The sequence below is a fragment of the Georgenia deserti genome, from assembly GCF_042680605.1.
In the GTDB taxonomy this organism is placed as follows: domain Bacteria; phylum Actinomycetota; class Actinomycetes; order Actinomycetales; family Actinomycetaceae; genus Allobogoriella; species Allobogoriella deserti.
Genome location: NZ_JBHUEE010000011.1, coordinates 22,447 through 45,851, shown reverse-complemented (window position 1 = coordinate 45,851; position 23,405 = coordinate 22,447). Strand labels below are relative to the sequence as shown.

At 70.0% G+C, this 23,405-nt stretch carries 20 protein-coding genes; 15 read left to right on the top strand and 5 right to left on the bottom strand.

What is annotated here, in order from left to right:
- The first annotated feature begins 107 nt into the window (after positions 1–107).
- From ACFSE6_RS17190 to ACFSE6_RS17175, 4 genes are all read left to right on the top strand, one after another.
- Positions 108–1,079: an asparaginase gene (locus tag ACFSE6_RS17190; RefSeq protein WP_388010171.1), complete on the top strand. Its 972-nt coding sequence runs from the start codon at positions 108–110 to the stop codon at positions 1,077–1,079.
- A gap of 57 nt (positions 1,080–1,136) precedes the next feature.
- Positions 1,137–2,015, top strand: a complete 879-nt coding sequence (locus ACFSE6_RS17185) for a polysaccharide deacetylase family protein (protein ID WP_388010168.1) — start codon at positions 1,137–1,139, stop codon at positions 2,013–2,015.
- 157 nt (positions 2,016–2,172) lie between these two features.
- A complete protein-coding gene (locus tag ACFSE6_RS17180; protein ID WP_388010165.1) occupies positions 2,173–3,546 on the top strand; it encodes a hypothetical protein in 1,374 nt (457 codons plus the stop codon).
- Positions 3,547–3,703: 157 nt separating this feature from the next.
- Positions 3,704–4,594 carry a universal stress protein gene (locus ACFSE6_RS17175; RefSeq protein ID WP_388010162.1) on the top strand — a complete coding sequence of 297 codons (891 nt, stop codon included), beginning with the start codon at positions 3,704–3,706 and terminating at the stop codon, positions 4,592–4,594.
- A 77-nt stretch (positions 4,595–4,671) separates the two neighbouring features.
- Here the strand turns inward: ACFSE6_RS17175 and ACFSE6_RS17170 are convergent, their stop codons facing one another.
- Genes ACFSE6_RS17170 through otnK form a run of 3 tightly spaced genes read right to left on the bottom strand, consistent with a single transcriptional unit; the run spans position 4,672 to position 7,439 of the window.
- Complete coding sequence (locus tag ACFSE6_RS17170; RefSeq protein ID WP_388010159.1) at positions 4,672–5,484, bottom strand: DeoR/GlpR family DNA-binding transcription regulator; 813 nt, start codon at positions 5,482–5,484, stop codon at positions 4,672–4,674.
- 30 nt (positions 5,485–5,514) lie between these two features.
- A complete protein-coding gene (locus ACFSE6_RS17165; RefSeq protein WP_388010156.1) occupies positions 5,515–6,201 on the bottom strand; it encodes a class II aldolase/adducin family protein in 687 nt (228 codons plus the stop codon).
- Positions 6,198–7,439, bottom strand: coding sequence for a 3-oxo-tetronate kinase (otnK, locus tag ACFSE6_RS17160; RefSeq protein WP_388010153.1), 1,242 nt, complete (start codon positions 7,437–7,439; stop codon positions 6,198–6,200). Before otnK ends, ACFSE6_RS17165 begins: the two co-directional genes overlap by 4 nt.
- Positions 7,440–7,536: 97 nt before the next feature.
- On the opposite strand from otnK, the gene ACFSE6_RS17155 reads away from it, so the two are divergent.
- The 7 genes from ACFSE6_RS17155 (at position 7,537) to ACFSE6_RS17125 (ending at position 17,181) form a co-directional block, all read left to right on the top strand.
- Positions 7,537–8,937 (top strand): homoserine dehydrogenase, encoded by a 1,401-nt coding sequence (locus ACFSE6_RS17155; RefSeq protein WP_388010146.1) that lies wholly within the window; start codon positions 7,537–7,539, stop codon positions 8,935–8,937.
- On the top strand, positions 8,934–10,253 hold the full coding sequence (locus ACFSE6_RS17150) for an extracellular solute-binding protein (RefSeq protein ID WP_388010143.1): 1,320 nt from the start codon (positions 8,934–8,936) through the stop codon (positions 10,251–10,253). Before ACFSE6_RS17155 ends, ACFSE6_RS17150 begins: the two co-directional genes overlap by 4 nt.
- On the top strand, positions 10,250–11,188 hold the full coding sequence (locus ACFSE6_RS17145) for a carbohydrate ABC transporter permease (protein WP_388010140.1): 939 nt from the start codon (positions 10,250–10,252) through the stop codon (positions 11,186–11,188). Before ACFSE6_RS17150 ends, ACFSE6_RS17145 begins: the two co-directional genes overlap by 4 nt.
- Entirely contained in the window at positions 11,185–12,120 is a 936-nt protein-coding gene (locus ACFSE6_RS17140) for a carbohydrate ABC transporter permease (protein WP_388010137.1), read from the top strand. The genes ACFSE6_RS17145 and ACFSE6_RS17140 overlap by 4 nt, the downstream gene beginning before the upstream one ends.
- A gap of 99 nt (positions 12,121–12,219) precedes the next feature.
- Complete coding sequence (gene arfA, locus ACFSE6_RS17135; protein ID WP_388010134.1) at positions 12,220–13,725, top strand: arabinosylfuranosidase ArfA; 1,506 nt, start codon at positions 12,220–12,222, stop codon at positions 13,723–13,725.
- A 168-nt stretch (positions 13,726–13,893) separates the two neighbouring features.
- A complete protein-coding gene (locus ACFSE6_RS17130; protein ID WP_388010131.1) occupies positions 13,894–15,195 on the top strand; it encodes an alkaline phosphatase family protein in 1,302 nt (433 codons plus the stop codon).
- 174 nt (positions 15,196–15,369) lie between these two features.
- A complete protein-coding gene (locus ACFSE6_RS17125; protein ID WP_388010128.1) occupies positions 15,370–17,181 on the top strand; it encodes a hypothetical protein in 1,812 nt (603 codons plus the stop codon).
- Between the two features lie 73 nt (positions 17,182–17,254).
- On the opposite strand, the gene ACFSE6_RS17120 is transcribed toward ACFSE6_RS17125, so the two are convergent.
- Together ACFSE6_RS17120 and ACFSE6_RS17115 are read right to left on the bottom strand one after the other, a co-directional pair.
- Positions 17,255–18,922: a sodium:solute symporter family protein gene (locus ACFSE6_RS17120; RefSeq protein WP_388010125.1), complete on the bottom strand. Its 1,668-nt coding sequence runs from the start codon at positions 18,920–18,922 to the stop codon at positions 17,255–17,257.
- Positions 18,919–19,245, bottom strand: a complete 327-nt coding sequence (locus ACFSE6_RS17115; protein WP_388010122.1) for a DUF4212 domain-containing protein — start codon at positions 19,243–19,245, stop codon at positions 18,919–18,921. Before ACFSE6_RS17115 ends, ACFSE6_RS17120 begins: the two co-directional genes overlap by 4 nt.
- Before the next feature lie 279 nt (positions 19,246–19,524).
- On the opposite strand from ACFSE6_RS17115, the gene ACFSE6_RS17110 reads away from it, so the two are divergent.
- The 4 genes from ACFSE6_RS17110 to ACFSE6_RS17095 are packed head-to-tail and all read left to right on the top strand — an operon-like array spanning position 19,525 to position 23,382.
- A complete protein-coding gene (locus ACFSE6_RS17110) occupies positions 19,525–19,959 on the top strand; it encodes a hypothetical protein (protein ID WP_388010119.1) in 435 nt (144 codons plus the stop codon).
- A 36-nt stretch (positions 19,960–19,995) separates the two neighbouring features.
- Positions 19,996–20,397 carry a 6TM ABC transporter family protein gene (locus tag ACFSE6_RS17105; RefSeq protein ID WP_388010116.1) on the top strand — a complete coding sequence of 134 codons (402 nt, stop codon included), beginning with the start codon at positions 19,996–19,998 and terminating at the stop codon, positions 20,395–20,397.
- Positions 20,394–22,097: a sodium/solute symporter gene (locus tag ACFSE6_RS17100; RefSeq protein WP_388010113.1), complete on the top strand. Its 1,704-nt coding sequence runs from the start codon at positions 20,394–20,396 to the stop codon at positions 22,095–22,097. The genes ACFSE6_RS17105 and ACFSE6_RS17100 overlap by 4 nt, the downstream gene beginning before the upstream one ends.
- Positions 22,084–23,382 (top strand): sensor histidine kinase, encoded by a 1,299-nt coding sequence (locus tag ACFSE6_RS17095; RefSeq protein WP_388010110.1) that lies wholly within the window; start codon positions 22,084–22,086, stop codon positions 23,380–23,382. The genes ACFSE6_RS17100 and ACFSE6_RS17095 overlap by 14 nt, the downstream gene beginning before the upstream one ends.
- Positions 23,383–23,405: the final 23 nt, after the last annotated feature.

The following is a 23,405-nucleotide window of genomic DNA, read 5'->3' as shown; positions in this document are numbered from 1 at the left end:
ACGGCGAGAACCTTCGCGACGCCGGTGGCGGGCGACGTCGACTGGTCTCGGCGACGGAGCCGTCGTAGCGTCCACGGCGAGGTCGTCACGCGGACGGAGCATGTGGCATGAAGACGGTGGTGGTGATCGGGACCGGAGGCACGATCGCCTCGACCCGCTCCGAGGACGGTGGAGCCGTGGCCATGCGCGGCGCCGCCGACCTGCTCACCGGAGTGGCGGTGGACGAGATCGAGATCCGCTCCCGGGACCTGTTCAACCTCGGCTCGTTCCTGCTGCGTCACGAACACCTGCGTCGGATCTGTGAGGCGGTGTCCGACGAACTCGCCCGCGAGGAGGTCGACGGCGTCGTCGTCACCCACGGCACGGACACCATGGAGGAGACGGCCTATCTGCTCTCGCTCGTGCACGGCGGGGACAAGCCCGTGGTTCTCACCGGAGCCCAGCGCACGGCGGACGAACCCGACTCGGACGGGCCACGCAACCTTCGCGACGCCATCGCGGTGGCGGCCTCGGACACGGCACGCGGCTGCGGCACGGTGATCGTCTTCGCGGGTGCTCTGTACGACCCTGCGCGCACGCGTAAGCACCACACGATCGCCGCCGAGCCCTTCCGAACGAGCGACGGCGGCCCGATCGGCACGGTCCGCGACGGCGTCACCACCGTGACCGTGAGGCCCGTCCGACCACCGGCGTTGCCATTGCCGGACGCGCGCTTCGACGCCACGCGCGTCGACGTCGTCGCCGTCTACCCCGGTGTGGATGCGGCGCTGGCCGAGGCTGCGGTCGCCGCCGGAGCCAAGGGCGTGATCCTCGCCGGGACCGGAACCGGCAACGCCACTCACGCGATCCTGGACTGGGTGCGCGCCGCGTCGGATTCCGGCGTCGCAGTCGGACTCTCCACGCGAGTGGCCGCGGGGCCGGTGGTACCGATCTACGGCAACGGGGGTGGCGTCGACCTCGTCGCAGCCGGTGCCCTCCAGTTCGCCTCCGTCCCGCTCTTCCACGCGCGACTGCTGCTCGCGCTGCTGCTGGCAACGGGCGAGGACGTCACCCAGGAGATGGTCGACCCGTACCGCTGAGCGCGGCCGAGGCCGCGCGCGGAGAGAAGAAGACACGACGGAGAAGGAGGACGCGCCATGGCCAAGGACATCTTCGTGGCGTTCGGCATCGACGTCGACGCGGTCGGTGGCTGGCTCGGCAGTTACGGCGGCGAGGACTCGCCGGACGACATCTCGCGGGGCCTGTTCGCCGGCGACGTCGGCGTGCCCCGGCTGAACACCCTGCTCGAGCGCTACGACCTGCCGGCCACCTGGTTCTGGCCCGGCCACTCGATCGAGACCTTTCCCGAGCAGTTCGACCAGGTCGCGGCAGCCGGACACGAGATCGGGGTGCACGGCTACAGCCACGAGAACCCCATCGCGATGAGCCGGGAGCAGGAGTCCGAGATCCTCGACCACTGCATCGGACTCATCGAGAACCGCACCGGCACCCGGCCCACCGGATACGTCGCGCCCTGGTGGGAATTCTCCCCGGTGACCAACGAACTCCTCCTCGAACGCGGCATCACCTACGACCACTCGCTCATGCACCGCGACTTCGAGCCCTACTACGTACGTGTTGGTGACCGGTGGACGAAGATCGACTACGACAAACCGGCCCGGGAATGGATGAAACCCCTCGTGCGTGGCGAGGAGACGGACCTCGTGGAGATCCCGGCGAGCTGGTACCTCGATGACCTTCCGCCGATGATGTTCATCAAGACCAGCCCGAACTCCCACGGCTTCGTCAACCCGCGCGACATCGAGCAGATGTGGCGCGACCAGTTCGACTGGGTCTACCGCGAGTGCGAGTACGCGGTGTTCACCATGACGATCCATCCCGACGTCTCGGGTCGGCCCCAGGTCCTGCTCATGCTCGAGCGGCTCATCGAGCACATCAGCGCGCACCAGGGCGTGCGGTGGTCGACCTTCGACGCCATCGCTCAGGACTTCAGGCAGCGCCGGCCACGGCAGTAACGATCGCATTCGGACACTCGCCCCAGGCCTGCGTGCCGAGCCGCCCGTATGACGGGTGTCGGACAGTCGGCCCCAGCAGAGGTCTGTGAGTTGTGCTCAGCGAACGCGACCGCGAACCCTTGCCGGGCGACGCCGTCACGCCGGTAGCGTCGGGGTGGTGAGTATCGAGGAGAGTCGGCTGGAGCTGCGGCTTCCTGACGAGGGCGACCCGACGGGCCCGCAACCCGTGCCGTTCGCCAGCCAGATGATCCTCGGTGGCGGATTCGAGGACGTCGCCCCGGTGCTGCAGGCCGCGCTCGACACCACCGCGACGCCGGACGAGGCCGAGCAGGTCATCACCGACCACGGGCTCGGCCTGTGGCGCGCGGCGGTCGACCGCGCCCAAGGCCGCGTAGGACGCGGGGACCTGCCGCCTGCCGACGACCGGCCGCTCTACTGGACCCGGCTGCTCGCCTCCACCACGATCCGGCATTGGACCCCGGGCTTCGATCTCGATGAGGACCGGCGCGAGGGGTTGCTCGAGGCCTTCGACCGCGCCTCGCGAGGTGCGGCGAGCGTCGATTTTCCCGACGACGGCGTGCGGATCCTCGTCAGCGGATTCGACCCGTACACCCTCGACGGCGGCGCCACCGGACCGGCAGCCGAGACGGCCGGCAACAACCTCAGGCACGGCAATCCCTCCGGCGCGGCCGCACTCGCGTTGCACGGCACCGAGTATGTCCGTTCCGACGGGCGCACCGTCCGGATCCAGGCGTACGTCCTGCCGGTCAGCTACTCGCGGTTCGCCCGCGGGTACCTCGAGGACACCGTGGGCCCGTGGATGCGGCCGGGGCCGCAGCGGCTGCACGCATCGATCACGGTGAGCCAGGGCAGCGGCTCCCAGTTCAACCTCGAGGAGTACAACGCCCGCTACCACGCCGGGCGGGCGGACAACGACGGCGAACAGCCGGCACCGTCGACGGACGCTGTCGCGGTGCCGGCCGACTCGCCTGAGGTGTTCATCCAGGTGCCGCAGCGCTGGGGCGGGCCGGAGGAGTTCGACCTCCACGACCCACCGCAGTGGACGCGTACGAGCCTGCCCGTCGAGGCGATGATCACCGCGCGCACCGGTGCCGATGTGCCGCGGCCGGCCGCGTCGCGCTGGCCAGAGACGGACGTGGCCTTTGGCGTCGTGTGGAACACCCGGTTCGAAGAGATTCCCGATCCCGCGCACGCCGAGCGCGCCGTGCGCAACGACCCCGTGCCGCACGGGTTCCCACCGCCCGAGCCCCCGGTGGCACCGGGCGCCGGATCGATCTCGTACCGCGGCGGGGGAGGAAACTACCTCTCCAACGAGAGCGCGTATCGCAACACGTTGCTACGGGACCGGCTTTCCGGCGGAGCGGCCGTGGCCGCAGGACACATCCACACGCCGGACATGCATCACTTCGCCACCCAGTTCGGCGGCAGTGACGAGCTCTTCGAGGAGACGCGGCAGGCGATCGTCACCCAGACTGCGGCGCTGGTGCGTGCGGCGGCGGAGCGGGTGTAGCCGCAAAGCTCCGTCGGTGCGGACGTCCCGCGGCACGAGCAGGGCGTGCCAACCCGGTCTCGGCAGATGTCCCGATCGCCTCGGGACCTTCGACTCAGGCGCCGGCCTCTGCTGTGCAGTGCCATAGAGACGTTGGCACACGAGCAAGGAGACGATCATGGGCCGCATCACCGTCGCCACCGATGGCACCACCACCGGCACTGCCGCCGTCCGTTGGGCAGCGCGCGATGCCGCAATGCGCGGGTGCCCGCTGCGCATCGTTCATGTCCTGCCGCCGGTCGGGGAGTGGGTCCGCCCGGTCGCCGGGTCCGCATCGGTCGACGCCGGCCGCAAGGTCGTCGCCGAGGCCGCGACCGCCGCCCGCGGGGTCAATCCGTCCGGCACCGTGACGACGGCGATACGGCGCGGCCCGATCGCGGAGGAACTCGTCAAGGAACTTGGCGCAGCCGACGCGCTGGTGCTGGGCACCGAACGTCACGGCAGCCTCGCCGCCCTCGTGATCTCCACGGCCTGCGGTCGCATCGTCGAACGCACGATGCCTCCGGTCGTCGTCGTCCGCGACGTCCCGGAGACCCACCACGGCGAGATCGTCGTCGGCTTCGACCGTTCCGCCGGAGCGCGGCACGCGCTGCGGTTCGCCTTCGACGAGGCAGCGAACCGAGGCGCACGCGTACGCGTCGTCGTCGGCTGGACGGTGGCCGCCACCGGCTACGAGTTCGGCTTCGGGACCGTACCCGACGGCGTTCTGGCCGAGGACCAACGTGCCGTCGAGGACGAGATCGCCACGTGGGCGGCCGCCTACCCGCACGTGGAGGTCGAGACCACCATTCGTCTGCAGAACCCGGTCACCGCCCTCGCCGCCGCCTCCGCGCACGCCGACCTCGTGGTGGTCGGCTCCCGCGGTCGCGGCACAGTGCGCTCGGCCCTCCTGGGCTCGGTCAGCCACGGCGTGCTCCGGCATGCACGCTGCCCGGTCGCGGTCGTCGGACAGATCCGCACGCCGCGCGAGCAGGCGCCGACGCCGACGGCAGGTGCGGCGGCGACCTGACGACGAACGCGCGGGACCTCACGCGATGTGGCACCACTCGTCACGAGCGACTGCTCGGGCCGGCCCTGGACGCCCGCTCAGGAGGACGAGTGCTGGCCGGCGAGAGTCAGCGATACGCCCGCGGCACGAAGCGCGGTCGCCGTCTGCTCCCCGAGTCGGTCGTCCGTGATGATTTCGTCGAACGTCTGCAGCTCGGCGATCCGGTGCATGGCGAAGGTGCCGTACTTGGTCGAGTCGGCGAGCAGGATCGAGGTGGAGGCCACCTCCAGGGCTGCGTTCTTCACGTCCACCTTCGCTTCCGCGGGGGTCGTGACCCCACGCCGGCCGTCCCAGGAACTGGCACTGAGGAAGGCGACGTCGACGTTGATCTTCCGGAGCGTCGCGGCCGCGAGCCGCCCGATGCTCGAGCGGTTGCGTGACTCGACATGGCCACCGATGTGCACCAGCTCGACGTCGTGATCCATGAGCATGCCGAGCGTCGTGAAGTCGTTCGTCACTACCGTGAGGCCGGTGAGATCGAGAAGCGCCGGCACGAGAGCGGCGACCGTCGTTCCCGCATCAAGATAGATCGCCGCGCCGTCGCCTAACCGATGTGCCGCCTCGGTCGCGATCGCTCGCTTGAGCTCGAGATGGGCCACGGCCTTGGTCTCGTAGCTCGGTTCCGACCGCAGATGGCGAGTCAGCCGGACGCCACCTTTCACGGCCTTCGCCCGGCCGTCGTCCACCAGTGCCGCGATGTCGCGGCGCACGGTCATGTGGGAGACGCCGAGGCGGTGGGTCAGTTCGCGCACCGACAGCACGGTCTCCGCCTCGAGGAGGGAGAGGATCCGTTCACGACGTTGCTCCGGAATCATCGCCTCGGTCGGTTCCTCCACACGCGGCTCGCCCACCGTTCGACTGTATCGGAAGTTCACGAGACTTCACATGGCGTCGGTGCGTTCGCTGTCAACGTCGACCGTCCAGGGGGTGCCGTGACGACGTGCGAGGTCGAGCACCTCCTCCTGCTGCAGTGTGCGCGGCCCGGATCCGGCCAGCGCGAGCCGCAACCACGCCGCCTCCTCCAGTTCTACGGCCGCGTCCACCGCACTCGCGATATTTGTGCCGGCCACGACCGACCCGTGATTCTGGAGCAGGACCGCGCGGCACGGGATGTCGAGCGTCTCCAGCTCCTCGGCCTGACCGGGATCTCCCGGCGGTGCGTAGGGCAGCAACGGTGTCTGGCCGACCCGCATGACGAAGTACGGCGTCAGGGGCGGCAGTGCACTGCAGCTATGCCACGCCGGCAGGCAGGAGGCGGCGACGGCGTGCCGGCTGTGCACGTGGACGACACCGCGAGCCTCAGGTGTGCGCGCGTACATCGCTCGGTGCAGCCACTTCTCCTTGGACGGTCTGGGGCCGCCGATGTGCTCGCCCGCCATGTCGACGATCGCCAGGGAGTCCACCCTGAGCTCGTCGAGGCGTGCACCGGTGGGGGACATGAGCATCCGGTCGCCGGTGCGCACGCTGATGTTGCCGGAGGATCCGGGGGACAGGCCGGCCGCGACGACAGCGCGCCCTGCGGCCACGAGGTGGTCGGCGATCTCCCAATCCGCGCGCGCCGCCGTCACAGGAGTTCCCACGCGCGCCGGAAGAAGTCCGGCCCGCCGAAGTTGCCCGACTTGAGGGCGAGCGCCACAGGGTCGCCGTCCCGACGTCCCACCGACCAGCACACGCCGGTAGCGATCGGTGGCCCGATATCGAGCATGTGGATGCCGAGGGCGTCGACGACGCTCCCGGAGGTTTCACCCCCGCCGACAGCAAAGCGCCGGACGCCCCGATCCGCCAGCTCGGAAGCGATCGCGCCGAACGTCTGTTCCAGCAGGTTCGCCTGGGGCGGATCCGGCGGACGGGTGGGTGGCGGAGCGTGCACGAGAACCGGACGTTCGGCGTTCTCGCGCCAGCGGGCCTGGCACCAGTGCACCACCTCGGTCACGGTCTCCGCGACGGTCTGCCGATCCCGCGGCACCTCGAGCACGAAGACAGGCTGGCTCGCGGCAGCGTGCGCGACCTGAGCCCGGCTCGTCTCGGACTGACTGCCCACCAGGCTCACGGACGGGCCCGGCGCCGTCACCGGGACGGCGGCGGACGGGCCCCCTGGTCCCCATGCCGCGGCCAGCCCCGCGGACCCGGTGGTCAGCGGGAGGCCGGAGGTCGCCCGAGCGATCGTCTTGAGGTCGTCGTCCGCCACAGCGTCGAGGACGGCGGCCCGTACGCCGCGCTGGCGGCACTGCTCGAGCGCTCTCGCCAGGTCGCCACGCACGTCCTCGAGCGTGATGGCCCCGACGCGGCCGCGCATCTGCGGTTGCAGCAGGCGCACCAGGTGGGAGTCCTGCATGGGCGTGAGCGGATGGGCGCGCATCGAGCTCTCGTCGAGCACGTCGTCCCCGACGAACAGCCGGCTCTTGTACACGGTCCGGCGCGCCGCCGGAAAGGCGGGGACGACGACGGTGAGGTCGCTGCCGAGCTCGTCCAGCAGAGCCTCGAGCACGGGCCCGATATTGCCCTTCGTGGTGGAGTCGAACGTCGAGCAGTACTTGAAGTAGAACGAACCGACGCCCTGTGCGCGGAGCCGGCGCAGCGCTCGCACGCTCTGGGCCACGGCTTCGTCCACCGGGCTCGTACGGGACCGCAACGCCACGACGGTGACGTCCGGACTCGAGGCCTCGACGTCGCCCGGCACGGGCGTTTCGGGCGGTCCCACCGACAGGGCGGTGCGCAGGCCGCGCTCGGAGGTCATCAGGGCAAGGTCCGTCGCGCCGGTCAGGTCGTCGGCGATGACACCACGGGGCACTGGGGTATCCGCCATGTGAAAGAACGATACAGATGTTGACGCAGATGTGAAGTAGCTCTAGGTTCATGTTCACGTTCACATCTGGACTCGACCACGACGACGTAGGAGCCCGATGACATCGCCGTCCGAGCCTTCCGTGCGGGACGCTGCCGTCCCCGTACGCCTCGCGGTCACCGGTGCCGCCGGCGGCTTCGCGCGCACTCTGCTCCCCCATGCGCGTCGGCACCGCGATCTGGTGACCGCCGTGTTGTGCGACCGGGACGTCGCCGGCCTGCGTGCGGTGTGCCGGCAGGCCGGCTATGCCGAGGGCGACCTCGCCGAATGCGGTAGCCCGGCCGACGCGCGCCGTGCCGTTGAGCGCGGTCAGATCGCGCTGACGGCGTCGATCGACACCTTGGCGGAGGTGCCGCACGATGTCACGGTCGAGGCAACCGGGCACGCGGCGACGGGTTACGCGGTGGCCACCGCCGCTATCGACGCCGGCCGCGACGTCGTCATGGTCACCAAGGAGACGCAGGCGGTGGCCGGTCGCCGGCTCGGTGCCCTGGCCCGTGACCGTGGTGTCCGGTGCGTCGCCGCCGAAGGCGACCAACCGGCCAACCTGGTCGACCTCGTCGCCTGGGCGCAGCAGTGCGGCCTGGACGTCGTCGCGGCCGGAAAGTCGAGCGAGTACGACGTTGTCCACGACCCCACGACCGGGCGCGCTCGACTGTCGGACGCCGAGTTCGACGCCGCCTCGCTGAGTGACCACTGGCGGATCGGCGACGACGTGGGTGGCACACTTGCCCGGCGCGCGGCGGTGCTGGCTCCGTTCGTGCGGGCCTCGGCCGCCGACGTCTGCGAGATGACTGTGGCCGCGAACCTGCTGGGCCTGAGACCTGACGTGCCGACCCTCCACCACCCGCCGGCGCGCGTGCCGGAGCTCGCGGACGTCTACGCGGCGAGCGAGCACGGGGGCATCCGCCGGGCGGACGGCGTGGTGGACGTCTTCACCCAGCTCCGAACACCGGACGAGGCGAGCTTCGCCGGTGGTGTCTTCGTGATCGTGCGCGTGCACGACCGGGCCACGGCGGAGGTCCTGGCCGGCAAGGGACATGTCATCAGCCGTGATCGGCGCTACGCGTGCCTTTATCGCCCGCATCACCTCATGGGACTGGAGACGGTGCGCAGCCTGCGGCGGCTTGCCGGGACGTCCACCGAGACCGCCGCGGAGCCGGCCGCGGGCCCGGTCACCATGTACGGCGTGACCACGGCGCGGTTGGACGCCGGGACCTCGTTGCGCGTCGCCGGACACCACCACGAGATCGACGGCGTCGAGCCACGGCTGGCCACCGACGCCCCGTCCGATGCCATCCCGTTCTATCTGCTCGACGGCGCGCGGATCCGTACCACGCTCGAACCCGGGACGACGGTGCGCAGTGAGCACGTGCGTCTGCCGGAAACGTCGCTCGCCGCCGACTGTGCGCCCGGCCGAGACCGAGAATCCTCCCTTCGCGAAGGAGCGTCGGTATGAGTTCACCTGAGTCGCCACCGAGCCGCAGAACGGTGCTCCAGGCCGGTCTGCTCGGCCTGAGCGCCCCGTTGCTGAGTTCGTGCGCCGGGATGACCGGCAACTTCTCCTCGGGCGAGGACGCCATCCGGTTCTGGAATCTCTTCTCCGGAGGCGACGGCGTCCTCCTGGAGCGCATCCTCGCCGAGATCGCCGATGAGGCCCCCGCACGGTCGACGGTGCTGGAGTGGGGCCAGCCTTATTACACCAAGTTCGCCATGGCGTCCGCGGGCGGCCGAGGCCCGGATCTCGCGATCCTCCACCTGTCGCGAATTCCCGGATACGCCCCGGGCGGCCTTGTCGAACCGTTCGACCTGGACCTCCTCGCGGAGTTCGGGGTGAGCGCCGACGACTTCGACGCCAGCATCTGGGAGCGCGGCAGCGTGGACGGAGAGCAGCTCGCCATCCCCATGGACACCCATCCGTTCGTCGCGTTCTACCGGCGTGACCTGCTCGACGCCGTCGGCATGCTCGACGCCGACGGTGTGCTGCGCGAGTTCGACGGCGCGGAAGACTTCCTGTCCTCGCTGGACGAGCTGGGGGCGAGGAGCGGCATGCTCCCGTTGAGCTTCGGGCACATCAATCACGATTCGCAGGCGTGGCGGATCTTCTGGTCCCTCCTGCGTCAGCAGGGCACACGGTTCGAGTTCGTGGACGGCCGGGCGGACATCGACGCCGACGGCGTGCACCGGGTGATGGCGTTCCTCGGCGAGCTGTTCAACGGTGAGCGGGCGTTGCCCAACGAACAGTCGGCCGCGTCCGAGGCCTCGTTCATCAATGAGCGCTCTGCGATGCACTTCAACGGCGAATGGGAACTCACCACCTTCCGTGACGTGGTCCCGGAGCTGGGCGTCTCCCCGTTCCCGACAGTGCTCGGTGAGCCCGCGGGGGCCACCGACTCGCACGCCTTCGTTCTGCCCGCGCAGCTCGTGGTCGACGAGGAGGCGCGCCGCCACGCGCACCAGTTCGTGGCCGCGTTCCTCAAGGCCAGCATCACCTGGGCGGAGGCGGGACATATCCCGGCCTACGCACCGGTCCGGCAGTCGCCCGAGTACGAACAGATGGAGCCGCAGCGCGACTACGTCTCCGCCGCGGAGACCGGCGCCCTGGACCCGGAGGCCTGGTTCACCGGATCCGGGTCGGAGTTCCAGCGCGAGGCCGGGTTCGCCGTGCAGGACGCGATCCGGGGCCGGGACCCCGAGCAGGCGACCGCCGACCTCATCGCCTACTGCGAGCAGAAGGCCGCCGGCCCCGACCCGACGGAGGGTGGAGTTCGATGAGCACCGACACTGCCCCTGCCCCGGCACCGGACCTGTCCGGGCAGGATGCGCCGACCCGACGACGTCGTCGGGGCCGTTCCTGGTCCCCGGGATGGTTCGTCGTCCCGTTCCTGGTCTTCTTTCTCCTGTTCATGATCTGGCCGATCCTCTACGGAGCCTGGCTGAGCCTGACGGACGAGTCCCTGGTCGGGGACGCGCCGAGCTTCGTCGGGCTGGCGAACTACGCCGAGGCGCTCGGTGACCCGGATGCCTGGAGCTCGCTCGGCAACACGCTGTTCTTCGTGCTGATCAGCACGGTCCCGCTGGTGGTCGTCGCTCTCGTCATGGCGATCACCGTCTACACCGGTGTGCGCGGGCAGTGGCTGTGGCGCCTGGCGTTCTTCGCGCCGTACCTGCTACCTGTCGCCACCGTCGCGATGATCTGGAGCTGGCTGTTCGAGGAGAACCTCGGTCTGGTCAACCAGACGCTCACGTCCCTCGGCCTGGCCCCGATCGGGTGGATCTCCGAGGAGGGGGCGGCGATGTGGGCCGTCACGATCGCCACCGTGTGGTGGACCGTAGGCTTCAACTTCCTGCTCTATCTCTCGGCGTTGCAGGCCATCCCGCATCACCTCTACGAGGCCGCGGCCCTCGATGGGGCCGGCCCGTTGCGCCGGCTGTGGAACATCACGATCCCGCAGTTGAGCCGGATCACCGGGGTCGTGCTGACGCTGCAGATCCTGTCCTCGCTGAAGGTGTTCGACCAGATCTACCTCATGACGAAGGGCGGCCCGAACGGGGCGACCCGCTCGATGCTCCTCTACGTCTACGACATCGGCTTCACCGGGTACCGGATCGGGTACGGCGCCGCACTGTCCTACCTGTTCCTCGCCCTCATCGTCATCGTCTCGATCATTCAGGTGCGACTCGCCCGACAGAGGGGGAACTCGGCATGAGCACGACCGTCACGACGCCCGCCGCCCCGCCTGCGGCCGGCCGTCGCCCGCGCCGAGGCCTGCGGAGCGTGACCGTCCAGACGCCCCAGGAACGCCTGCTCCTCGGCACCGCCTGGGGGCCACGGATCGTCACGTGGATCGTGCTGCTCGCCCTGGCCTTCCTGTGGCTGCTGCCGCTCGCCTGGGCCGTGAACACCTCGTTCAAGACCGAGGCGGACGCGGGCGCGCTGCCGCTGTCCTGGATCCCTCCCAACGGCTTCACCCTAGAGTCCTACCGGGACGTCCTCGGCGCGGGAAACATCCAGACGTGGTTCCTCAACAGCATCGTCGTCGCCGTCATGGTGACGGTCCTGACGATGGTGATCTCCTCACTCGCCGCCTACGCGTTCTCCCGGACGACCTTCCGTGGGAAGAGCCTGCTTTTCGCGCTCACTGTCGGGTCGATCATGGTGCCGCCCCAGATCCTCGTCGTGCCGCTCTTCCAGCAGATGGTCAGCTGGCGCCTCGTCGACACCTACTGGGGCATCGCCCTGCCACAGGTCATCGCTCCGGTCATGGTCTTCATCTTGAAGAAGTTCTTCGACGGCATCCCGATCGAGCTCGAGGAGGCGGCGCGGATCGACGGCGCGTCCCGTCTGCGGATCTTCTGGTCCGTGGTCCTGCCGCTGTCCCGGCCGATCCTGGCCGCGGTGTCGATCTTCGTGTTTATCAACGCCTGGAACAACTTCCTGTGGCCGTTCATCGTCACGAGCGAGCCGGAGCTGATGACGGTTCCGGTGGGTCTGCCCAACGTGCTCAGCGCCTACGGCGAGATCTACTCGCAGGAGATGGCGGCCGCCACCCTCGCCGGGCTCCCGCTGATCATCGTGTTCATGCTCTTCCAACGTCAGATCGTGCAGAGCGTGGCCACCACCGGCCTCGGCGGTCAGTGAGTCCGGGCCGTCGCCAATCGCCGGAGCACAACCCGTCACGACGCATGACCAACCTCAGTACCCGGACCGCACGCACAGGTGCGGAGGAGAAGGAGTGCCATGACCGCAGCACGGATCGTCCTCGACGACGACTACGAGATCGCCGAGGTCGACCCTCGCATCTACGGATCGTTCGTCGAGCACATGGGCCGGTGCGTCTACGACGGGATCTACGCGCCGGACCACCCGAGCGCGGACGAGGACGGGTTTCGTGGCGACGTGGCCGAGGCCGTGCGCGAGCTCGGACCGACCATCCTGCGGTATCCCGGGGGGAACTTCGTCTCCGGCTACGAGTGGGAGGACGGCGTCGGTCCGCGCGCGCAGCGGCCCGAGCGGCTGGACCTCGCGTGGCGCAGCGTCGAGTCGAATCAGGTCGGGACCGACGAGTTCCTCCGGTACTGCCGGACCGTCCAGGCCGAGCCGATGATGGCGGTCAACCTCGGCACCCGGGGGATCGCCGACGCCGTCCGGCTCCTGGAGTACTGCAACATCCCGGGCGGCACGCCGGCCTCGGAGATGCGCCGCGCGAACGGCACGGCCGATCCGTACGGCGTCACGGTGTGGTGTCTCGGCAACGAGATGGACGGCCCGTGGCAGCTCGGGCACAAAACCGCCGAGGACTACGGCAAATTGGCGGCACAGACCGCCGTCGCCATGAAACGGACCGATCCGTCGATCGAGCTCGTCGCGTGCGGCACGTCGAAACCGATCATGCCGACGTTCGCACGGTGGGAGGCGACCGTGCTGGAGTACGCCTACCCGCACGTCGACCATGTCTCGATGCACATGTACGCCGATCCGGACAAGTACCCGGACATGGCGGACTTCCTGGCAGCCGGACTCGACATCGACGAGTACATCCGTTCGGTCATCTCCAGCGTCGACTACGCGCGTGCCGCCGGGCGGCACAACCGGCACATGTCGCTCTCGTTCGACGAGTGGAACGTCTGGTACAACTCCCGCCCGCGCGATCTCGGGCACTGGCCCCACGCGCCGCGCCTCATCGAGGATGAGTACACATTGGCCGACGCGCTCGTGGTCGGCAGCTTCCTGAACTCGATCCTGCGCGCCGGTGACCGTGTGCGCATGGCGTGTCTCGCCCAGCTCGTCAACGTCATCGCCCCGATCAGGACCGAGCCGGGTGCTGGAGAGCTGTGGCGGCAGACCACCTTCTACCCGTTCGCGCTGACCGCGCGGCACGGCCGCGGAACGGCACTGCAGCCGAGCGTCACCTGTGACCGCGTCTCCACCAGCGAGCACGACGACGTCCCCGTGCTCGACGTGGCGGCCGTCCGGAAGGACGCCGACGAGCACGTGATCTTCGTGGTCAACCGTTCGACGACCACCGCGGTCAGACCCCACATCGACCTCCGCGGGGCCGCTCCCGGCCGCCGGACTGTCGAGCGCACCACGCTGACCGGACCTGACCTGACCGCCACCAACGGCCCGGGAAACCAGGGGCTGACTCCCGCCGTGGCCCCTGGCGCTTTGCTCGAGGACGACGAGCCGGTCGGCGAACTGGCGCCGGGCTCGTGGTCCATGCTCCGGGTCCGACGGGAGAGGTGAGGACGCCGCACCATGGTGGACGGCTGCGGCCGGTTCCTCGGGGCGGTGACGGCACCCTCGTCCGGCCACTACACGCGTTCACGAGACGTTCGTGACTCGTTGCGGACGTGTTCGGACCGGTACGCCAGCATGCTCGTCGGCCGCCAAGTCTCATCCGAGGGAGTAACGATGCGCCGACGCCGGCGCCGCGTCACCGCCACCGTCGCCACCGCCGTCACCCTGATCGCCGGTGCCGCCACCATGCCGTCCGCCATCGCGTCACCTGGGATGGGGGAGCGTCCGCCCCACCGGGTGGTGCTCTTCGCGATCGACGGCTTCGACGCTGAGTACCTCGACGGCAGGGTGCCGTTGCCGAACATCGAGGCGCTCGCCCGCCGCGGATCGGTGACCACGGGCACCGGCGTGATGTCCACCGTGACGAACCAGTCGTGGTCCTCGGTGGCCACCGGCACGTATCCCGACGTCACCGGGAACGCCGCGTACTACCTCGACCGTGAGAGCGGCGTGGTGGAGGGACAGTCCCGGGACATCGCGGTCGAGACCCTGGGGGAGTCATTGACCGCACAGGGCCGGACCCTCGCCTCCGCCCAGTGGTTCATCCTCGAGAATCGCGGCGTCACGTACGGGAACCCGGATGCGCTGTACACCCAGCCCGGCGGCGAGTGCTCACAGCGGGCGGACGACGCCGTCGCGATCCTCAGTGGTGAGCCGGTGGACTCCGGGGGTACCGAGGTGACGGTGCCCGAGGTGCCCGATCTGCTCGCCGTGTACTGCAGCGACCTGGATTCGGCCGGTCACGCTACCGGTGACGACAGTGCGGAGATCGACCAGGCGTTGACGCACGTGGACGAGCAGATCGGCCGGGTCGTCGACGCGACCCGCCGCGCCGGCACCTTCGGTCGGACCACGTTCGTGCTCGTGGGCGACCACGGCATGACCTCCTACGACCACGTCAACGGTCCGCAGGTGGAAGCCGCGATCGACGACGCCGGCTTCGAGGCCGAGTGGGTCAGCAGCGGCGATTCTCCGTCCGAGGGGACCGAGGTGGTCCTCGCCGGTGGCGGCCTCACCTCCGTGCACCTCGTCGGCGATCTTGCCGGCGACGCCGAGGCGCTCGCGCAGGTCGAGGAGGCGATCACCTCGGTCGAGGGAATCGGCGGGGTCTACGACAAGACCGCACAGGCCGAGATGCGGATGGCCGGCGTCTACGGGGACCTCGTCGTCGAACCGGAGCCTGGCTGGGCGATGTTCACCGGCGACCAGCCCTACACCCGCGGCCGCCACGGCACCTCGCAGGAGCTCGAGCTGGCCTTCCTGCTCAGCGGTGCGGGCATTCGCCCGGGCGCGGCACCGCACAACCCGCGCCTGGTCGACGTGGCCCCGACGATCTCCCACCTGCTCGGGGTCCGTCCGCCGTCCGCGAGCGAGGGCCGCGTGCTCGAGGAGTCACTCCTGCCGCCGCGACGCTGATCCGCAAAGGGCTCCGCCGAGGCCACCGTGCGGCCCGCCGCCCAGGCCGGATCCGGCGCGCAGCGAGCTCCCGACCTGCCCCGACGTGGACAGGGGAGAACTCCCCACGCGGACCGCAGGGAATCGGCTCCGTCAGGGGGATAGCCTGCGAGGGAGCTACGAGGGGGCCCGGACATGAGTCAACAGGACCGTCACGACGGCGGCACACCCGACGGCGACCAGCCGGGGCAGGTACCACCGGCGAATCCGGCGCAAGGTCCGCCGCCACCGCAGGGACCGCCGATGCCGGAACCGCCGGCGGCAGGCGAGAGGCCAAGTGCCTCGCCGCAACCACCGCCGTCGAGCGGGCCCGAGGCGGGGCAGACGCCGGGACAGTGGCGTCAGGACGACCAAGGAAACTGGAGTGGCGACCAGGCTGGTTCGCAGCCGGGTCCGCCGGCTGCGCCGTGGGCCGCGCAAGGCAGCCCACAGGGGCCACCCGGACAGGGGTCCTACGGTCGGCAGCAACAGTCCTACGGTCAGCAGCAGTCCTACGGTCAGCAGCAGGCGCCGTACGGCCAGCCGGCGCAGCACCAGCCGCAGGGTCCGTACCAGGGCCAGGGCCAGGGTCCGTACGAGGGCCAGGGGCAGGGGCCGTACCAGGGCCAGGGGCAGTACCCCGGTCAAGGTCCCTACCCCGGCCAAGGGCAGCAGGCGCCGCCTCCGGGCCAGTATCCGCCGGGGCAGTGGGACCACTCCGGATACGGGCAGAGCCCGGCACCTGGCGCCCCGGGCAGCTACCCCGACCAGCAACCGCAGAAGAAGCGACGCTTCGGAGCCGGGGCGATCGCCGGCATCGTCGGTGGCGTCGTCGTGGTCGCGGCCGTGGCCGCGGGAGCCGTGTGGTGGTTCTCGCAGCCCGGGCCGGAAGACATGAAGGCAGCGGCACCGATGACAACCCCGAACCCGACCGCGCTCGTCGAGGGATACATGACCGCCATCGCCGACGGTGACGCCGCGCGTGCGCTGTCCTACCTGCCTTCGAGCGAGCAGCCTGGTGACACCAGTTTCCTCAGCGACGACGTCCTCGGCGCGGCTCAGGAGCAGGCGCCCATCAGTGAGCTCACGGTCGAGGACGTCGGTGACGCGAGCGACACCGTCGACGTCCCGGTGACCTATCGACTCGGGGACCAGGACGTCAGCACGGCGTTCACCGTGAGCGACCCGCACGGCAACGGCAAGTGGCTCCTGGAGAATCCGCTCGCGAGCCTGGACTTCAGCCAGTCCCTCGAGCAGCTCGGCGCCACGGTCAACGGCCAGGAGATCACCGCGGGCAGCCGGCCAGTCTTCCCCGGTGCCTACGAGATCTCCCTACCCCAGGAGCGGTTCGAGCTCGAGGGGGAGAGCACCGTCGTGGTCGATCAGGCGCAGTCGTACGACACGTCGAGCCTGGAGCCCACGCTGACGGATCAGGCGGTCGAGGAGTTCCGGAACGCTGTTCTCGAATCTGCGCAGGAATGCGTCGCGTCCAGCAGTCTCGAGGCCGGGTGCGGGCTGTCCCTGCCGGGCACGCTCAGCGACGGCACCCAGCTCGAGGACGGCTCGCTGGAGCGCAACCTGCCCCAGTCCGCGCGGCGGGAGATCAACAATCTGCAGCCCGTTCTGAGCGACGACGAGCCGACGGTCGCGCGCGGCATCCTCGCCGGTGCCGACGTGCCGGTCACCGCCGACTGCCGCCAGGGCGGCCGGTCGGGTCGGTGTGAGATCTCGCCGGACCTCTCGCTCGGCGGCATCCTCGGCGTCGTCTCCATCGACATGGCGGCCGACGAGCTCGAGGTCGAATGGCTCGTCGAGACCAGCGGTGACGGCGGCGGTGGCGGCGGCGGTGACGACAACGGTGGAGGCGGCAGCAGTCAGGTCTCCACGCCGGCCGACGTCTCCGCACCGGTCCACCTGAACGCCCCGGCGGAGGCCGGCCACGCCCTGCGGGTACCAGCCGTGGCATGACGAGCGGTGACATGCCGTGAGGCCGGGCGCCACGCGGCGCCCGGCCTCACGATGTCCCGCAGCGATCGGCGGCTCAGCGCTCCCCGGAGGTGACCCGAGCCGCGGGATAACGGATCTCTTCGACCATCTCCTGCACGTGCTCCGACGGCGGCCGGGTGGCCAGGGAGACCACCACGGTGATCACCAGGTTGACCACCGCGCCGATCGCGCCGATCCCCTCGGGACTGATCCCGAGAACGTGGTCGTTGGCGGAGGTCCCGAACACCTCGAGCGTGTAGATCATGTAGCTCGCGGTGAAGATCAGGCCCGCCACCATGCCGCAGACGGCACCGATGCCGTTCGCCCGTTTCCAGAAGATGCCGAGCAGCAGAATCGGGAAGAACGTCGACGCCGCCAGCCCGAACGCGAACGCGACCACCTGGGCGACGAAGGCCGGGGGATTGATCCCGAAGTAGATCGCGATCAGCACCGCCAGGCCCATGGCGACCCGCCCCGCCAGCAGCTGCTGGGCGTCGGTCGTCTTCCGCTTGACGACCCGGAAGAACAGGTCGTGGGAGAAGGACGAGGAGATGACCAGTAACAGGCCGGCTGCCGTCGACAGGGCCGCCGCCATACCGCCGGCTGCCACGAGGCCGATGATCGGCGCGGGCAGGCCCGCGATCTCCGGACTGGCCAGGACGAGGATGTCGTTGTTGACGATGAGATCAGCACCCGACGTGGCGTCGTTGCTGACGGTCTCGATCGTCGAGGCGCCCTCGGCCACGCTGACCAGGCCCGTCTGCTGCCAGTTGACCACCCAGCTCGGCAACTCGTCGGCAGAGACGCCCTGCACGCCCTGCAACAGGTTCAACTTGGTGAAGGCCCCCACGGCCGGAGCAGTGGTGTAGAGCAGGGAGATGAAGAACAGGGCCCAGAACGCCGACCACCGCGCACCACGCACCGACTTCGTCGTGTAGAAGCGGATGATCACGTGCGGCAGGCCCGCCGTACCGACCATCAGCGACATCGTCACGAGGAAGACGTCGATCTGCGGCCGGGCACTGAACGGATCGGTGAACGCGTCCAGTCCGAACTGCTGGCTGAGCGCATCCAGCTCGCCGAGGATCTGGCCGAACGAGACCTGCGGGATCGGGATGCCGGTCATCTGCTGCGCAACCGCCACTGCGGGGATGAGGTACGCGATGATCAGCACCGTGTACTGCGCCACTTGGGTCCAGGTGATGCCCTTCATGCCGCCGAGGACCGCGTAGGCGAAGATGATGATCGCCGCGACGATGACCCCACCGGTGATGTCCAGGCCGAGGAACCGGCTGAACACGATGCCCCCGCCGTTCATCTGACCCACGACGTAGGTGAAGGAGACGATGATCGCGGCAAGCGCCGCGATGATCCGGACCGCCTCGGAGTAACGGTCGCCCACGAACTCCGGGACCGTGAACTTGCCCCACTTGCGCAGGTACGGCGCGAGCAGCAGCGCCAGCAGGACGTACCCGCCGGTCCACCCCATGAGGTAGATCGAGCCGTCGGAGCCGAGGAACGCGATCAGGCCTGCCATGGAGATGAACGACGCCGCGGACATCCAGTCCGCCGCGACGGCGGCGCCGTTGGCGACCGTCGGAATGCCCTGACCGGCGACGTAGAAGCCGGCCGTCTCCTTGACGCGGGATCGCCACGCGATCGTGATGTAGATGCCGAAGGTGATGACGATGAAGACGAGGGTCCAGGTCTGGATGTCGCTCACAGCCGCTCACCGTCCCCGTTGCGCTCGCTCACGCCGAACTCGTCGTCGAGGCGGTCCATCCGCACCGCGTACACGAGGATCAGGATGACGAACGTGTAGATCGAACCCTGCTGGGCGAACCACAGACCCAGCGGGAACCCGAACACCTCGATCTGGTTCAGCGGCTCGATCAGCAGGACACCGAAGCCGAACGAGACCACGAACCAGATGATCAACAGGACGAGCATCAGCCGGAGGTTCTTCCGCCAGTACTGCTGCCTCCAGCCGTTGCCCCCGGGCGGGGAGGTACCCCCCGGGTCGTTCTCGTGCGCCGTGCGCTCCACAGGACGCTCCCTTCCTCGCGAGCACCCTGGGCGGCTTTACCCAGGGCACGTCCGGTGCTGGGAGAAAAGCGCACCCGTCGCGGCCCGCACAAGCCAATCGCCGCCGACGGCGCACGCCGATCGTCGAACGGTCGCAAACCGCGCGTGACCGGGCAGCGCGCCACACTGGGTCCGCTCACGGGCCGAGAGGGACCACTCGTGGATCCGAGCCGACCGTTCGAGGACTTCACCGCCCCCGAGACGTGCCGGTGTCGGGTCCGCTGCGCATATCATCGCGGTATGTCCTCGACGACGAGCACGGCCGGCACGGCCGCCGGCAAGGCGCACGCAGGCGCCAGAGGCGTCTTCCATCCCGGCAGTCTCGGGATGCTGCTCGGTGGTCTGCTCGCTGTCCTCGGCTCCCTCTTCCCATGGGTCATCTTTCCGGCCGGATCCCTACCGGGCCTGGCCGGTCCCGGGCTGTGGACGCTGAGCGCCGGCTTCATCGCGATCGCCGGCGCGTTGCTGCCGTACCGCAAGATCGCGCTCGGCCACGTGCTCGTCGCCGGGCTCGGCGTCGGGGTGATCGTCGGCTGGCAGCTGGCGCGGTTGGTGTACCTCTCTGCGGTCAGTGACAGCTGGGGCTCGTTGCTGCCCGGGATGGGGCTGGTGCTGGCCGGCGGCGGTGCCGCAGTCCTGCTCCGGACCGGGTACAAACTCCTCACCCGCTCCTAGCGCCGTCGGTGAGCTGCCCGCGTTAAGGTGCCCGCCATGGTTCTCGGGACGGGCGGCATCGGCGCGTCCGACGGCGCTGCCGAGCCGCCGGGCCTGGACTCCACGGACACGCCGGCGGAGGTCGATGCAGCCTTCCGCACGCTGCGGCGCGTCGCCGTGGGCTACTTCCTCGTCTTTCTCGTCGTGGTCGGGGGCTTCCCGGTCCTGTCCCTGACGCTCGGCTGGTGGTCCGAGGCCCGGCTGGTCGGCAACATCAGCCCGGGTTTCGCGATGGCGGCCTTCGGGCTGTACGCCGTCTTCGCCGTCGTCGGCATCGCCGCGGCGAGCCTGTCCAGTGCGGTCGAGTCCCGGATGCTCGGCGGCGGCAGCTCCGAGGCCACCAGCACCGGCACCGAGGACGCCGACGAGCCCGACCGCCTCCCCGGGCCGCACGCGTGAACACCACGAGCCTCGCCACCTTGCTGGCCGTGCTGGCCGTGGTGGTCGGCGTGTCGGTGGTGATGCGCCCGCGCGGCAGCTCCACCCTGGACTTCTACCTCGCGGGCCAGAAGGTCGGCATCGTCACCAACGCGTGGGCGATCTGCGGTGACTACCTCTCGGCCGCGTCCTTCCTCGGCGTCGCCGCGGCCGTGTATGTCTCTGGTCTCGACGGCGCCTGGTACGCCGTCGGCTTCGCCGCGGGGTTCGTCCCCGTCCTGCTCTTCGTCGCAGCCCCGCTACGGCGCTACGGCGAGTTCTCCATCCCGGACTTCCTCGGGCGCCGGCTCGGTTCCGAACGTGTGCGGCTGGTCGCCGTCGCCGTCGTCCAGCTCGTCATCCTCTCCTACCTCATCCCGCAGTCGGTGGGTGGTGGGATCACCTGGCAGCTGCTCGTCGGCGAGGGGTTCTTCGGGCTCTCGCCCTACGCGACCGGTGTACTGCTCTCGACCGCTGTGGTCGCGGCGATCGTCGCCTTCGGCGGCATGCGGGGGACCACCTGGAACCAGGCGGTCCAGTTCCTGCTCCTGCTCGTCGCGCTGGTCTGGCTCGCCGCCGTCGTCATCGGTGAGGGATTCCGGTACGGGGACGCGGTCGACGCCCTGAGCGCCGAACCACTGGCGAACCCCAGCCGCGACGCCGACGGCTGGGTCCTGCAGGAGGAGGTGAACCGGATCGACGGCGCGCAGCCCGCCACCTTCGGCGAACCCGGTGCGCGGTACGGCCGGCTCGGTCAGTTCGCGTTGGTGGTCACCCTCGCCATGGGGACCGCCGGACTGCCGCACGTGATGAACCGCTACTTCACCTCTCCGACGGGCAAGGCCGCCCGCACGACCACGGTGTGGGTTCTCGCGTTGGCCGGGATGTTCTATGCGCTCGCGGTGATGCTCGGCACGGCGGCTCGTGCACTCATCCCGGACGCCGTGGCGGACCATCCGTGGCTCGAGGACCTCACCGTCGAGGGCGTGCTGACCGTTCCCGAGCACGCCCTGCCGGTGCTCGGCCGTATCTTCGGCGGGGAAGCGGGTCTCGGTGTGGTCGCCGCGGGTGCGCTGGTCGCGCTGATGTCGACGATCGCCGGCCTCCTGCTGGCCTCGGCGGCCACCTGGGGCCATGACGTCTACGAGCGGCACATCAACCCGCGTGCCACGCAGCGCCAGGCCGTCACCGCGGGGCGCGCCACCACCCTCGTGGCGGCCTGCGCGGCGGCGGTGCTCGCCCTGGCGCTGCGACCCGAGGCGTTCGCCCCGGCCATGCCGTCACTGGTGGCGACCATGGTGACCTGGGCGTTCGCCATCGCGGGCTGCGCCTTCACGCCGGTCTTCGCGCTGGCGATCTGGTGGCGCGGGACGACGGCGAGCGGCGCGACCGCCGGCATGATCACCGGTGCGGTGCTCGCCGTCGTCATGTTCACCACGGGCAACTCGCTGGCCCCGTCGGCGCTGAAGGAACTGCTGGTGACGCCGACCTTTGTCGCGGCGCCGATCGCCGCGGCGGTGACGGTCCTGGTCTCGCGGCGGACCGAGCCCCCGCCGGACGTTGACGCGGCGTGGGTGCGGATGCACGGCACCGCGGCCGACCGGCAGGCCGAGCGGCTGGCCCGGCTCACCGTCGCCGGTCGTCGCACCGAACGCCGAGGAGGCCGCCGTGCGCAGCGGTAGCGCGTTGCTCGCCGGGGTCGTCGTCGGCGTCTGGACGCTGGTGTACCTCGTCACGCAGCAGTTCGTGGACCCCCCGCTCGGGGTGCTGCCGACGCTTGCCACCGGGACGGCGCTGACGGTGGCGGCCGTGCTCGGGTATCCGTCCGCCCTCCGCGGTCCTCGCGCCTCCTCGCGCCCCGCTCCGCGCGATCCCCGGGTGCAGCCGATCGCGGCAGCCGGGCGGTCCATGCCGCTGAGGTCCGGTCTGACGCCCGACGCCGCGCGCCGGACCGTCGAACTGCTCAAGCCGGTGGTCGGCGGGGACGCCGTCGCCATCGCGGACCGTGAGCAGGTGCTGGCCTTCGTCGGCCCGGGTGCCGACCACCACCGCGTCGGTGGGGCGCCGCAGACCCGGGTCACGGCCGAGGTGATCGAGAAGCAGCGCACCGTGACGGTGACCAGGCCGGAGCACCTGGGTTGCACCGAACCAGACTGCCCTCTCGTCTCGGCGGTCGTGGCACCGCTGGCGATCGGGTCGCGCGTCGTGGGCATCCTCGGCGTCTACCGGGTCCACCCCGACCCGCCGCCACGTGGGCTGGTCGAGGACATGGCCAGCATCCTCTCCCTGCACCTGGAGCTGGCCGAGATGGACCGGGAGCGGCGGCTGTCGGCGCATGCACGGCTGGATGCGCTGCGGGCGCAGATCAATCCGCACTTCCTGTTCAACATCCTCAATACGATCGCCTCCAAGGCCCGCACCGACCCGGAGGACGCCCGGCAACTGCTGCTGCGCCTGTCGGACTTCTTCCGGTACGCGGTGCGCCAGGACGGCCACTTCGCCGAGTTCGCGCAGGAGTACTTCTTCGTGCGGACCTACCTCTCGCTGGAGCAGGCGCGCTACGGGGACCGGTTGCGCGTGCGCTACGACATCGACCCGCAGGTGCTGACGACCCGCGTGCCGGTGCTCACCATCCAGCCGCTGGTGGAGAACGCCGTCAAGCACGGCATCGCGGACAAGGTCGAGGGCGGGACGATCCACCTCAAGGCCCGGGTGGACCCGCTCACCCGCACTACCTCGATCCGGGTCTCGGACGACGGTGTCGGCATGGAGCCCGACGTGCTGGCGCGCCTGACCCACGGTGAGCCGGCGCCCGACGACGGTGACCGCTCCCCGCGGTCGGGCGGCGTGGGGCTGCGCAACATCTCCGAGCGGCTCGATTCACTGTTCGGCGAGCGGTACGACCTGAGCATCTCCTCGACCGCGGGCCGCGGCACCGTGGTCGACCTGCGCGTCCCCCTGCGCTGACCCATACCCGCGACTTGTCATAT

Excerpts from the sequence above, each read along its gene's own strand:
- ACFSE6_RS17185 (WP_388010168.1), top strand. The coding sequence starts at position 1,137 with ATGGCCAAGGACATCTTCGTGGCGTTCGGCATCGACGTCGACGCGGTC.
- ACFSE6_RS17145 (WP_388010140.1), top strand. The coding sequence starts at position 10,250 with ATGAGCACCGACACTGCCCCTGCCCCGGCACCGGACCTGTCCGGGCAG.
- ACFSE6_RS17175 (WP_388010162.1), top strand. The coding sequence starts at position 3,704 with ATGGGCCGCATCACCGTCGCCACCGATGGCACCACCACCGGCACTGCC.
- ACFSE6_RS17190 (WP_388010171.1), top strand. The coding sequence starts at position 108 with ATGAAGACGGTGGTGGTGATCGGGACCGGAGGCACGATCGCCTCGACC.
- ACFSE6_RS17130 (WP_388010131.1), top strand. The coding sequence starts at position 13,894 with ATGCGCCGACGCCGGCGCCGCGTCACCGCCACCGTCGCCACCGCCGTC.
- ACFSE6_RS17125 (WP_388010128.1), top strand. The coding sequence starts at position 15,370 with ATGAGTCAACAGGACCGTCACGACGGCGGCACACCCGACGGCGACCAG.
- ACFSE6_RS17140 (WP_388010137.1), top strand. The coding sequence starts at position 11,185 with ATGAGCACGACCGTCACGACGCCCGCCGCCCCGCCTGCGGCCGGCCGT.
- otnK (WP_388010153.1), bottom strand. The coding sequence starts at position 7,439 with ATGGCGGATACCCCAGTGCCCCGTGGTGTCATCGCCGACGACCTGACC.
- ACFSE6_RS17155 (WP_388010146.1), top strand. The coding sequence starts at position 7,537 with ATGACATCGCCGTCCGAGCCTTCCGTGCGGGACGCTGCCGTCCCCGTA.
- ACFSE6_RS17110 (WP_388010119.1), top strand. The coding sequence starts at position 19,525 with ATGTCCTCGACGACGAGCACGGCCGGCACGGCCGCCGGCAAGGCGCAC.
- ACFSE6_RS17105 (WP_388010116.1), top strand. The coding sequence starts at position 19,996 with ATGGTTCTCGGGACGGGCGGCATCGGCGCGTCCGACGGCGCTGCCGAG.
- ACFSE6_RS17150 (WP_388010143.1), top strand. The coding sequence starts at position 8,934 with ATGAGTTCACCTGAGTCGCCACCGAGCCGCAGAACGGTGCTCCAGGCC.
- arfA (WP_388010134.1), top strand. The coding sequence starts at position 12,220 with ATGACCGCAGCACGGATCGTCCTCGACGACGACTACGAGATCGCCGAG.